This is a genomic window from Faecalibacterium sp. AM43-5AT (genome assembly GCF_003603345.1).
Taxonomy (GTDB): Bacteria; Bacillota; Clostridia; order Oscillospirales; family Ruminococcaceae; genus Faecalibacterium; species Faecalibacterium taiwanense.
In genome coordinates this window covers 126,048-137,455 of record NZ_QVGZ01000008.1, presented here as the reverse complement: position 1 = coordinate 137,455, position 11,408 = coordinate 126,048, and the positions used below count along the sequence as shown (strand labels likewise).

Here is an 11,408-nt window from a genome sequence, read left to right as displayed (position 1 = left end):
GCTGGAAACGGCGCGTGAAAATAGGTAGTCGCCGACTTGAACAAAAAACGCTTTGAGAGAAATCTCAAAGCGTTTTTTGTTGTCGGAAAATCAATAATTGAAATTCAAGGTACGATGCGATAGAATGAAAAGGGCAGGTGAAGAGAATATGGCATATGGAAAATCTATTGAGCTATTTTTGGTGAACGGGTCGCCAGACAGCATTATAACGGCAGAGCTTTCGAACTGGAACGGTAAAGCAATAAAAATTCCAAGGATTGACGTTCCGTCCTGTACGAGAAATGATATTATGCAGGCGGGCGTTTATTTCTTATTTTGCAAAGAGGATGATGGAACAGAAGCTGTATACATTGGTGAAGCGGAAAATGTAAAAGAAAGACTTGTACAGCATATCCGTGATTATCAAGCCGAAAAAGAAAAGTATTACTGGACTACAGCTGTGATTTTTGTTGGTCGGGATTTGAATAAAGCATTGATACGGTATCTTGAAAATCGCTTTGTTGAAATTGCGAGAAATTGTAAACGCTATGAGGTTCTTACAAAAAATACATATCGCAATACTGTGATGAAAGAATCTCAAATTGCTGTAATGGAAGAATTTATTGACAATGTGAAAATTCTGATTAGTGCATTGGGATATAAGGTTTTGGAAGCTGTTTTAAATACACCTACGCAAAATGATTCTTTACTTGATGATGAAATGTTGAGCATTGAAATTGGAAATGTTAAAGCAAATGGTAAAGTGACAACGGAAGGTTTCGTTGTGCTGAAAGGTGCAACAGTAAATGAAAAAACATCCGACAAATCTTTGACCGCGGGTGCAGTGAAGTTGCGAGAAAAGTATTTTCAGGATGGGCATGTAAAAGATTTAGTACTGACAGATGATATCCTTTTTTCGAGTTCTTCGGCGGCAGCTGATTTCCTTTTAGGGTATAGTGTGAGTGGGCCCAGAACATGGAAAACAACGGATGGAAGAGCATTAAAAGACCTCGAAGCAAGTACAGTTTAAGATATTGGAGAAGTCGGCAGGCATTGTGAGGTGTTATTGTATCTTCCCAATGACAGACAATCATAAAAAGCGGCCCCGCCGCGTTGAGCATTCAACGTGACGGGGCCGCATATTTTATTGGCTGGACTTTACTTATTATCAGCCACCATCATCTTGCTGGCCTTGTAGATGTCGCCGCAGCCGAGGGTGATGACCAGATCGCCCTCCCGGGCGTTCTGCTTGACCCACTCGGCGGCCTCCTCCAGACTGTTCACCAGAACAGAGCCGGGGATCTGAGCGGCCAGTTTTGCACTGGTAATGGTGGGATCGTTGGGCTCACGGCTGCCCATGATCGGGGTCAGCACGGTGATATCGGGGATCTTGAGCACATCCACAAAGTCGTTGAACAGCATCTTGGTGCGGCTGTATGTAAACGGCTGGTGGACGGCGATCAGACGCTTGTAGCCCATCTCCTTGGCCGTGGTCAAGGTAGCGCGCAGTTCGGTGGGATGATGCGCATAATCGTCCACCACCAGAGCGCCGTTACACTCGCCGTAAACCTCAAAGCGGCGGCCAGCGCCCTTGAAATTCAAGGCTGCATCGGCGCACTGCTCCACGGTCAGGCCGACGAAGCGGCAGACGGCACACATGGCAAGCGCATTGTAAATGTTGTGGTAGCCGGGCACAGCCAGACGGATATGGCCGGTGACCTTGTTCCACTCCTTCAGGTCGAACTCAAAGAAGCCGGGCTTGTATTCATTCACGTTCAATGCCTGATAATCGCCGTCGTTCTGGATGCCAAAGGTGCGCACGCGGCGGTCCAGCGTGTACATGACATCCATGGTGTTCTTGTCGTCCGCATTGGCAAAGATCATGAACTTGGTCATCAGGGCAAAGCGCTTGAAGGCAAACTTCAGTTCGCCCATGCTGCCGTAGTAATCCAGATGGTCGTTGTCGATGTTCAGCACAACGGACAGATAGGGGGTCAGCTTGAGGAAGGTCTCGGCGAACTCGCAGGACTCGATCACGATGTCGTCGCCCTTGCCGGCCTTGCCGTAGCCGTTGATGAGGGGCAGCTTGCCGCCGATGACAGCGGACGGGTCGCGGCCTGCCAACTCCAGCGCAGTGGTGATCATGGAAGTGGTGGTGGTTTTTCCGTGAGTGCCGGAGACGCAGATGCTCTGTTTGTACAGGCGGCTCACGTAACCCAGCAGAACGCTGCGCTCGATGGTGGGGATGCCGTAGGAGGCAGCGGCATTCAGCTCCACGTTATCTTTGGAAATGGCGGCAGAGTAGACCACCATGTCGGTGCCGATCACATTATCGGCGCTGTGACCCAGGCTGACCTTGACACCCATCTCACGCTCGTAGCGGATGATGCTGCCATCCAGCACATCGCTGCCGGAGATCTCGTAGCCTTTTGCGGCAAGGATCTGGATGAGCGGATACATGCCGCTGCCGCCGCAGCCGATGAAGTGGATCTTTTTTACATTGTCCAGCAGGTGCTGGTTGTAATCGGTGTACATGAACATATAAGGCAACCTCCAAATAAATAACGGCCGCAGAGCAGACCGATTCAATCCATTCTATTAGGATACATCTTATTATATAATTTTTGGCGGACAAAATAAACAGGTAAACCCGAATTTTCGGAAAGAACCATAAATCCAATTCGGAATTTGTGATAAGTGTACAAGAAAACCGAAACCGGGAACTGCTTCATAAAAGATTTACATTTGCCTTTCCAAAATACTTAACAACTTTGAATCATCTGTGGTAAAATAGAAAAGGACAATTTTTTTGAGGGATCATAGGCGCGACCGACAGAGGATGCAGAACGGTTTTATAAAAGGAGAAATAACATGAGAATCAAGATCACAGCGGACAGCACCTGCGACCTGTCCGAAGAGCTTTTGGCACAGTGGGACATTGCCCTGATGCCCATGCACATTCTGATGGGCGAGGACAGCTATCTGGACGGCGTAACGATCCACCCGGCAGATGTGTTTGCCTATGTGAATGCGGGTGGCAAAATGCCCAAATCCGCCGCTGCAAATCTGGTGGAATATACCGATTTTTTTGAGCCGTTTGCCAAAGAGTGCGATGCGGTGATCCATATTTCGGTCAGCAGCAAGCTTTCGTCCTGCTTCCAGAATGCGAAGCTGGCGGCAGGCGAATTCGAGAATGTCTATGTGGTGGACAGTCAGAATATCTGTACGGGGCAGGGCTATCTGGTGCTAAAAGCGGCCAAGTGGGCTGCAGATGGCCTGACTCCCCGCAACATTACGATGCGTCTACAGAGCCTTGCCAAAAGGGTAGAGCTGAGCTTTGTACTGGACCGGCTGGACTTTATGGCCAAGAGCGGCCGCTGCTCCGGTGTGCTGGCCTTCGGGGCAAACCTGCTGGGCATCAAGCCCGCACTGGAAGTGATCGACGGCGAACTGAAGGTAGTCAAAAAATACCGCGGCAGCCTGCCCATCTGCGTGGGCAAGTACATCACCGACCGTCTGGTGGAACGCGACGACATCGAGGACAGCCTTGTGTTCATCTCCTCCTGCCAGCCGAAGCCCGGCTGCATGGACGCAGTGAAGGCGGGGCTGAAGAAATACGCCAGCTTTAAGGAATGCCACGAGACAGACATCGGCACCACCATCGGCGGCTATTCTGGCCCGGGTACCATTGGCATCGTGTTTGCACGGAAGGAAAAATAAAAAGTGGCTGTTGCACATGCGACAGCCACTTTTTCTCACTGGGAGCGGCGTTTTAGAATTTCATCCAGAATGGCATCGGCCACATCGGCCTTGCTCATCAGCGGCAGCTCACGGGTGCCGTCCGGGGTAATGAGGGTGACTACATTGGTGTCCACACCAAAACCGGCACCGGCCACTTTCAGGTTGTTGGCAACCACCATGTCCAGATTCTTTTTGGTCAGCTTTGCGGAGGAGTTTTCCACAAGATCGCGGGTCTCCATGGAAAAACCGCACAGGAACTGGTGGGTCTTTTTGGGGCCGATGGTGCCCAGAATATCCGGCGTGCGTTCCAGAGGGATGGACATGTCGCCGTCCTTTTTTTTGATCTTGTCGTTTGCCACGGCAGCGGGGCGGTAGTCGGCCACGGCAGCGGCCATAATGAGCACATCCGTAGCATCAAAGCGGCTGGTGACGGCTTCGTACATCTGTTGAGCAGTGGTCACGGGCACATCGGTGGTAAACTTGACCGGCTGCAGGGCAGTTTCGCCGTGGATAAGGGTGACATCCGCGCCGCGCATGGCGGCGGCACGGGCAATGGCATAGCCCATCTTGCCGGTGGAATGGTTGGTGAGGTAGCGCACCGGGTCCAGCGGCTCCTGCGTGGGGCCGGCGGTGACGGCAATGCGCAGACCGGCAAGATCTTTGGGCCGGGCAATGGCATGCAGGATATACTCGATCAGCACATCTTCCTTGGGCAGACGGCCGCTGCCAACATCCTTGCAGGCCAGCACGCCGCTCTCGGAGGGGATCACCGTGAAGCCGTAGCGTTCCAGCGTGGCGATATTATCCTGCGTGATGGGGTTTTCCAGCATTCCGGTATTCATGGCCGGAGAAACGAGCTTGGGGCACTTTGCAGCCAACACTGTGGTGGTGAGCATATCGTCGGCAATGCCGTGGGCCATCTTGGCGATGACGTTGGCAGTGGCCGGTGCTACAAGGATCACATCTGCCTTTTTGGCCAGCGAGATATGGGTGACATCAAACTTGAAATCGCGGTCAAAGGTGTCCACCATGCATTTGTGGCCGGTGAGGGTCTCAAAGGTGAGAGGAGTGATGAACTGGGTGGCGTTCCGGGTCATAATGACCTCCACATCGGCTCCCAGCTTGCGCAGTGCGCTGGCCACGTTGGCCATTTTATAGGCGGCAATGCCGCCGCTTACGCCCAGAAGGACGCATTTTCCGTTCAGATCCATTGGTAAAACCTCCTGCAAAAACATACTGTTTCCACATATCTTCCTTTAGTATAATGCAAAAGTTCCGCCAGCACAACAAAATCTTTGTACGGGCTTGTAACTGGGGACAAAATGCGGTAAAATACAGCTTGACAAAGAATAGACAGACTGCGGTGAGGGGCAGGCCATCGGGGAACTTTCTCCGCCGTCCTGCCGGATACTGCCGCGTTATAAAGGGAAAACAGAATTATGATCTTAGCCATTGATATAGGCAACACCACCGTCGCCCTTGGGGGCATTCGGGACGGACGTGTATGCTTTGTGGCGCGCATGGACACGGTGCGCACCCGCACGGCTGCAGAATATCGTGTCGAAATGGATAAAATTTTTGCGCACCGCCGCCATCCTGAGCGTCCCATGCGCTTTGAGGGCGCTGTGCTCACCAGCGTGGTGCCCCAGATCACCGGGGCACTGGCCGAGTGCGCCCGCCATTATACGGGCAGGAAGCCGGTCATCGTCTCGCCGGAGATCCGAACCGGACTGACCATGGGGGTGGAGGAACCCCACGCCGTGGGCAAGGATCGCCTTGTGGATGCGGCTTATGCGGCGGCAAATTTTCCGCTGCCGGTGGTCACGGTGGATCTTGGCACTGCCACGACCTTTAATGTGGTGGACGAGAACCGCGTGTTCCGGGGCGGTGTCATCTGCCCGGGGCTTTCCACCGGGCTGCGGGCACTGGGCGACCGCTGTGCCCAGCTGCCGCAGGTGCATCTTGGCTCGCCCAAAAGTGCCATTGGCACCAACACCGAAAAATGCATGCTGTCCGGCTCCGTGATGGGCACGGCTGTGCTCATTGACGGCATGGTGCAGCGCATTGAGGAAGAGCTGGGCCGTCCGGCCACTCTGGTGGTAACAGGAGGGCTGGCAAAGTATGTGACACCGCTGTGCCGCCACCCGCTGACCTACGACCCGGAGCTGCTGATGAAGGGACTTGCCCTTTTGTACCAGCTCAATGCGTCCCAGCCGCAGCACCACAGTGCGGGCGGCGGCAGGCACTATGGCCGGCAGAACCAGCACGGCCATGCAAAACAGCGCACCTACCCCAAAAAGCGCACCCGCCGCGAGCCGGAAGCGCTGGTAGGCTGACCAACGACAGGATGGGGAGAAAAATCAGATGAAATTAGGCATTCTTGGCACGGGCAAGATCGTGCGGGAATTTTTGCCATGGCTTGCAGAGCACACGCCTTTTACGGTGCAGGCCATCTGCAGCACCGAGCGCAGCGCCGAGCTGGCTCAGAGCCTTTGTGGCCAGTACGGCGTGCCGCAGCACACCACCAATTTTCTGGAACTGCTGCAATGGGTGGATGTGGTGTACATTGCAGTGCCGAACCTGCAGCATGTGCGCTATGCCCGCGTGGCGCTGGAAGCAGGCAAACATGTTATTGTGGAAAAGCCGCTGGCACCCACGGCAGCCCAGACGGAAGAACTGGTAAATCTGGCACGGCACAAAAAAGTGTTCCTGTTTGAAGCCATCACCACCCAGTACCTTGAAAACTACGCAAAGATCCGGGAGCTGCTGCCCCGCATTGGCACCGTGAAGCTGGTACAGTGCAATTTCAGCCAGTATTCCAGCCGGTACGATGCCTTCTGTGCAGGCGATGTGCAGCCTGCCTTTGACCCGGCCTGTGCCGGAGGCGCTCTGATGGATCTTGGCGTATACAATGTAAGCTACATCGTGGGCCTGTTCGGGGAGCCGAATCAGGCCAAATATACCGCCAACATGGAGCGCGGCATCGACACCAGCGGCATCCTGACCATGGATTACAGCGGTTTCAAGGCCGTGAGCATCGCCGCCAAGGACTGCGCGGCCCCGGCCCGGTACATCATTCAGGGCACGAAGGGCTATATCCTACAGAAGTCCACCGCCAACTGCTGCGGCGGCATCACCTTCCACCCTAACGAGGGCAAGGAAGAGCACTATAACCTGAATGGCGGCAGGCCCCGGCAGGCGGCAGAGTTTGAAGCCTTTGCCCGTGCGCTGGAGAGCGGAGATCAGGAGATGTGCGGCCGGATGCAGGATACCACCATCGCGGTGAGCCGTGTGCTCACGGTGGCCCGCCGCAATGCGGGCATCCGCTTCCCGTGCGACCACTGACCCCCAAAACAGCCATTTCCATTGGAACACGCCCTGACAAAACGCGCTCCAAATTATTTGAATATTTACTTTAAAACCCGCATAGAGCGGGCAGGTTTGCGCCGTATCCGACGTATAGGGCGGAACGGCAGCAGGAGGAAAACTGAATATGAAAAATACGAAAACTCTTACCCGTGTGGCGCTGCTGGTTGCCATTGAGCTGGTCATGAAGATGGTGGGTCTGGGCAGTGTGCCTGTGGGCCCGCTGTACATGAGCTTCCTGACCCTTCCCATTGCAGTGGGTGCCATCACCATGGGCCCCGCTGTGGGCGCATTGCTGGGCGGTGTGTTCGGCGCAGTGAGCTTCTACGATGCCATCACCGGTGCTTCCGCTATGACGGGTGCGCTGTTTCAGGTAAGCCCTGTGAATACCTTTATCCTGTGCGTGGGTATGCGCGTGCTGATGGGCCTGTGCTGCGGCCTGATCTTCAGCAGCCTGAAGCGCTTTGACAAGCCCGGCACATGGAGCTACATCGTCAGCGCCATGAGCGCCCCGTTCCTGAACACGGTGTTCTTCATGGGCTGGATCGTGCTGGCCTTCTACGGCTGTGACTACGTGCAGAATCTGGTGTCCGTCAAGGGTGCTGCGAACCCCTTCATGTTCGTGGTGCTGCTGGTCGGCGTGCAGGGCGTGGCCGAGTTCCTTGTCTCCGGCATTCTGGGCGGCATCGTAGCCCGTGCTGTGGCAAAGTTCGTAAAATAAAAGATGTGCCGGATGTCAGGGCGGCGCATTCTATAATCGTGATAAAAAACTCCTCCGGCGAAAGCTGGAGGAGTTTTTTCACAACAAATATTTCTCCTGCATAGGATGGCGCACAACGCAGCGGGAGGGAAGAAAGGCATGGAGACAAAGCGGTTTGCGGTGGTGGGCACCGATGCCCGGCAGGCGGCGGCAGGCCGGGTGCTGGAACGGGCAGGTTATGCGGTGGGCGGAGCCGAGCAGGTTGCACTGGCAGATTATATCCTGCTGCCTCTGCCGCTGGATGCGGCCCGCACCCCGCTGGCAGAGCTGCTGCGGGCCGCAAAGCCCGGTGCGGTGGCACTGGGCGGCAGGCTCTCAGTTCAGGCAAAGACCATCGCACAGGAAGCTGGCGTAGAGCTGGTGGATTACTTTGCCCGACCGGAGCTGACGGTGTACAATGCCATCCCTACGGCGGAGGGCTGCATTGGCATCCTGCTGGCCGAGCGCACCCGTACCCTGTGGGGCACAAACCTTCTGCTGCTGGGCTTTGGCCCGGTGGGGCAGGCGCTGGGGGCGCGGCTGGCGGCACTGGGGGCAAATGTGACTGTCTGTGCCCGGCGCGCCGAACAGCGTGCGCTGGCCGAGAGCCTTGGCCTGCGGGGGGCAGAGCTTGCCCGGCTGGCCGCGCTGGCTCCGGCCTTTGATACGGTGGTGAACACTATCCCGGCCCCGGTGCTGACCGAGCCGGTGCTGGCGGCTCTGCGGCCCGGCAGCCTGATCGTGGATCTGGCATCGAAGCCCGGCGGCACCGACTTTGCTGCGGCGCAGCGGCTGGGCTGCAAGGCCATCCATGCGCTCAGCCTGCCCGCCGCCTGTGCGCCGGACACGGCCGGGGAAGCGGTGGCACGCACCGTGCTGACCATTTTGCGGGAGCGGGAGGAACACACATGAGCACGCAGAAAAAAGGACGCATTGCATTTGCGGTGTGCGGCAGCTTCTGCACACTGGAAGCGGCGCTTGCGGCAGCGCAGCAGCTGACAGAACAGGGCTGGGAGCTGCTGCCCATCATGAGCTTTGCCGCAAAGCAGGATACCCGCTTTGGCACCGGGCAGTTCTGGCAGGAACGGCTGGAAGCCCTTACCAGCCATGCAGTGCTGGACACATTGCAGGCCGTGGAGCCGCTTGGCCCTAAAAAGCTGGCCAGTGCACTGGTGATCGCGCCCTGCACCGGGGCCACGCTGGCACGGCTTGCGGAGGGCCTTTCCGATACGCCGGTAACGCTGGCGGCAAAAAGCCTTTTGCGGGTGGGATGCCCGGTGGTGGTGGGCGTTTCCACAAACGACGGGCTGGGCGCATCGGGGGAGAACATGGCCCGGCTCTACCAGCGCAAGCACTACTATTTTGTGCCCTACGGGCAGGATGACCCCACCCACAAGCCCAACAGCCTGAAGGCGGACTTTGCCCGTCTGCCCGCTGCACTGGACGCTGCGCTGGCCGGGCGGCAGCTGCAGCCGGTGCTGCTGGGAAATCACGACGCGTGAATGTCTTTTCAGCCGGGGCAAAGTGTGGTATACTATTATCTGATGCTTTGCCGGTGCAGTACGACGGGCAGAAAAAAGCTCAATGGAGAAAAACCAGATGAAAAAATTGACAGCGGCGCTGTGCGTTGTGCTGCTTATGATCTGCGTGTTCGTGCCGGGGGCAGCGGCGGCTGGCCCTGCCCTTGGTGCCACCCGCGCTTACTGCATCATCGATGCAGACACCGGCCTTGTGCTGGCACAGCAGAATATGAACGAAGAGCTGCACCCGGCATCCATCACCAAGGTGATGACGCTGGGCCTTGCCTGCGAAAAGGCGCAGGGGAACTGGGATGATATAAAGCTCACCGTGACCCACGAGGATGTTTACTCGCTGGCGGGCACCGATTCCAGTCACATCGCCCTGCTTGAAGGCGAAGAGGTCCCCCTGACGGATGCACTGTATGCCACCCAGATGGCCAGCGCCAACGACGGCGCGAACCTGCTGGCCGAATATGTGGGAGAGGGCACCATCGCGGACGGCGTGGCAAAGATGAATGCGCGGGTAGAAGAGCTGGGCCTTGCGCACACCCACTTTGCAAACCCTCACGGCATCAGTGACGAGGACCACTACACCAGCTGCTACGATATGGCGCAGATCCTGCGCTGGGCACTGGAGCAGCCGGGCTTTGAGCAGGTGTTCACCCGCAATGAGATGTACACCATGGACCCCACCAACATCCAGCCCGTGACCCGCTACTTTTCCCAGCAGGACAAGATGCGCATTGGCTCCAGCCGGTACTACATCTCGTCCATTCTGGGTTCCAAGCTCGGTTATACCAACACGGCCCGCTACAGCTACGCCTGTCTGGCGGAGCAGAACGGCGTCCGGCTCATCTGCGTGACCATGCAGAGCGAGCTGAGCACCGATAAATACAACGATATGCGCACCCTGCTGGATTATGCGTTCAGCACCTTTACCGGCTACACCGACCTGCCCGCGCAGGGCATCACAGCACCACTGAGCGTGGTGGGCGGCGGCGGGAGCCTTGGCACCGTGACCGTCTCCGACCCCGGCGTGCGGCTGCTGCTGGCCAACGGCCTGACTGCCGACGATGTGGAGGTGACGCTGGAACTGCCGGAAAGCTATGTCCTTGGCTCCGACCCGGAGGTGTACGCTGTGTACACCGTCCACGGCGGCGAAAAGCAGGAGAGCACCAGCGTGCGTGTGGATGCGGAAATTTCCGGCCTGCCTGAACTGCTGGAGAACAGCACCGGTCAGGAGCTGGAAGCGGCCAAGGCGGTAAAGCCCCAAAGCCATGCATTCTGGCTGTTGGGCATCTCGCTGGGGTCCACCGCAGCGGCAGCGCTGGTGACTTTTCTGGTGGTGCGGTTCATCACTTGGCGGAAGAAACGCCGCAGAACGCGCACGGAACAGGGACAGACCCGCCGCGGCAAATAAGCGCAAAAGCCTGCGTCGAACAGACTTTTCCAGATAAAACAAACATGCTTCACAAAAAGAGAGGTACAAAATATGGGCAAGTTTACGTTTACTCAGACCGAGATCCCCGGTGTTGTGGTCATTGAGCCGCAGGTGTTCGGCGACGACCGCGGCTATTTTATGGAGACCTATCAGAAGGATCAGTTTGCCGAAGCCGGCATCGATAAGGAATTCGTGCAGGACAACCAGAGCCGCTCCACCCGCGGCGTGCTGCGCGGCCTGCACTTCCAGAAGGAGCACACGCAGGGCAAGCTGGTGCGCGTGACCAAGGGCGAGGTGTTCGATGTGGCCGTGGATTGCCGCCCCCACAGCGCCACCTTCGGCAAGTGGGTGGGCGTGACCCTGTCCGAGGAGAACAAGAAGATGTTCTACATCCCGGAGGGCTTTGCACACGGTTTTCTGGTGCTGAGCGATGTGGCAGAGTTCTGCTACAAGTGCACCGATGTTTACGACCCCACCAGCGAGGGCGGCATCCCCTACGATGACCCCACCGTGAACGTGCAGTGGCCGGACTGCGGCTGCGAGCACAAGACCAGCGCAAAGGACAAGCTGCACGAGCCCTTTGCTGCACAGAAGTTTGAATATTTTGAAAAGTGGTGATCGC

The 11,408-nt window shown here is 56.8% G+C and carries 11 protein-coding genes; 9 read left to right on the top strand and 2 right to left on the bottom strand.

The annotated features are described in order from the left end of the window. Positions 1-148 precede the first annotated feature (148 nt). A complete protein-coding gene (locus DW937_RS10665; protein ID WP_097777460.1) occupies positions 149-1,009 on the top strand; it encodes a GIY-YIG nuclease family protein in 861 nt (286 codons plus the stop codon). 128 nt (positions 1,010-1,137) lie between these two features. Here the strand turns inward: DW937_RS10665 and murC are convergent, their stop codons facing one another. Continuing rightward, a complete protein-coding gene (murC, locus tag DW937_RS10660; RefSeq protein WP_118528757.1) occupies positions 1,138-2,520 on the bottom strand; it encodes a UDP-N-acetylmuramate--L-alanine ligase in 1,383 nt (460 codons plus the stop codon). A gap of 330 nt (positions 2,521-2,850) precedes the next feature. On the opposite strand from murC, the gene DW937_RS10655 reads away from it, so the two are divergent. Continuing rightward, positions 2,851-3,699 (top strand): DegV family protein, encoded by an 849-nt coding sequence (locus DW937_RS10655; RefSeq protein ID WP_097777379.1) that lies wholly within the window; start codon positions 2,851-2,853, stop codon positions 3,697-3,699. A 35-nt stretch (positions 3,700-3,734) separates the two neighbouring features. On the opposite strand, the gene coaBC is transcribed toward DW937_RS10655, so the two are convergent. Further along, positions 3,735-4,931, bottom strand: coding sequence for a bifunctional phosphopantothenoylcysteine decarboxylase/phosphopantothenate--cysteine ligase CoaBC (gene coaBC / locus DW937_RS10650; protein WP_120120889.1), 1,197 nt, complete (start codon positions 4,929-4,931; stop codon positions 3,735-3,737). A gap of 228 nt (positions 4,932-5,159) precedes the next feature. On the opposite strand from coaBC, the gene DW937_RS10645 reads away from it, so the two are divergent. From DW937_RS10645 to rfbC, 7 genes are all read left to right on the top strand, one after another. After that, positions 5,160-6,056 carry a type III pantothenate kinase gene (locus tag DW937_RS10645; protein ID WP_097777381.1) on the top strand — a complete coding sequence of 299 codons (897 nt, stop codon included), beginning with the start codon at positions 5,160-5,162 and terminating at the stop codon, positions 6,054-6,056. Positions 6,057-6,084: 28 nt separating this feature from the next. Further along, a complete protein-coding gene (locus DW937_RS10640; RefSeq protein WP_120120888.1) occupies positions 6,085-7,065 on the top strand; it encodes a Gfo/Idh/MocA family oxidoreductase in 981 nt (326 codons plus the stop codon). Between the two features lie 148 nt (positions 7,066-7,213). Beyond that, positions 7,214-7,807 (top strand): ECF transporter S component, encoded by a 594-nt coding sequence (locus DW937_RS10635; RefSeq protein ID WP_242961829.1) that lies wholly within the window; start codon positions 7,214-7,216, stop codon positions 7,805-7,807. Positions 7,808-7,945: 138 nt separating this feature from the next. Continuing rightward, positions 7,946-8,737: an NAD(P)-dependent oxidoreductase gene (locus DW937_RS10630; RefSeq protein WP_120120887.1), complete on the top strand. Its 792-nt coding sequence runs from the start codon at positions 7,946-7,948 to the stop codon at positions 8,735-8,737. Beyond that, on the top strand, positions 8,734-9,327 hold the full coding sequence (locus tag DW937_RS10625; RefSeq protein ID WP_120120886.1) for a dipicolinate synthase subunit B: 594 nt from the start codon (positions 8,734-8,736) through the stop codon (positions 9,325-9,327). The genes DW937_RS10630 and DW937_RS10625 overlap by 4 nt, the downstream gene beginning before the upstream one ends. Positions 9,328-9,424: 97 nt before the next feature. Next, positions 9,425-10,765 (top strand): serine hydrolase, encoded by a 1,341-nt coding sequence (locus tag DW937_RS10620; RefSeq protein WP_120120896.1) that lies wholly within the window; start codon positions 9,425-9,427, stop codon positions 10,763-10,765. A 72-nt stretch (positions 10,766-10,837) separates the two neighbouring features. Further along, positions 10,838-11,404, top strand: a complete 567-nt coding sequence (rfbC, locus tag DW937_RS10615; RefSeq protein WP_097777386.1) for a dTDP-4-dehydrorhamnose 3,5-epimerase — start codon at positions 10,838-10,840, stop codon at positions 11,402-11,404. Positions 11,405-11,408: the final 4 nt, after the last annotated feature.

What these genes read in the sequence shown, in the direction of transcription:
- DW937_RS10625 (WP_120120886.1), top strand. Translation starts at nt 8,734, where the DNA reads ATGAGCACGCAGAAAAAAGGACGCATTGCATTTGCGGTGTGCGGCAGC.
- DW937_RS10665 (WP_097777460.1), top strand. Translation starts at nt 149, where the DNA reads ATGGCATATGGAAAATCTATTGAGCTATTTTTGGTGAACGGGTCGCCA.
- DW937_RS10640 (WP_120120888.1), top strand. Translation starts at nt 6,085, where the DNA reads ATGAAATTAGGCATTCTTGGCACGGGCAAGATCGTGCGGGAATTTTTG.
- DW937_RS10635 (WP_242961829.1), top strand. Translation starts at nt 7,214, where the DNA reads ATGAAAAATACGAAAACTCTTACCCGTGTGGCGCTGCTGGTTGCCATT.
- DW937_RS10620 (WP_120120896.1), top strand. Translation starts at nt 9,425, where the DNA reads ATGAAAAAATTGACAGCGGCGCTGTGCGTTGTGCTGCTTATGATCTGC.
- DW937_RS10655 (WP_097777379.1), top strand. Translation starts at nt 2,851, where the DNA reads ATGAGAATCAAGATCACAGCGGACAGCACCTGCGACCTGTCCGAAGAG.
- DW937_RS10645 (WP_097777381.1), top strand. Translation starts at nt 5,160, where the DNA reads ATGATCTTAGCCATTGATATAGGCAACACCACCGTCGCCCTTGGGGGC.
- murC (WP_118528757.1), bottom strand. Translation starts at nt 2,520, where the DNA reads ATGTTCATGTACACCGATTACAACCAGCACCTGCTGGACAATGTAAAA.
- coaBC (WP_120120889.1), bottom strand. Translation starts at nt 4,931, where the DNA reads ATGGATCTGAACGGAAAATGCGTCCTTCTGGGCGTAAGCGGCGGCATT.
- DW937_RS10630 (WP_120120887.1), top strand. Translation starts at nt 7,946, where the DNA reads ATGGAGACAAAGCGGTTTGCGGTGGTGGGCACCGATGCCCGGCAGGCG.
- rfbC (WP_097777386.1), top strand. Translation starts at nt 10,838, where the DNA reads ATGGGCAAGTTTACGTTTACTCAGACCGAGATCCCCGGTGTTGTGGTC.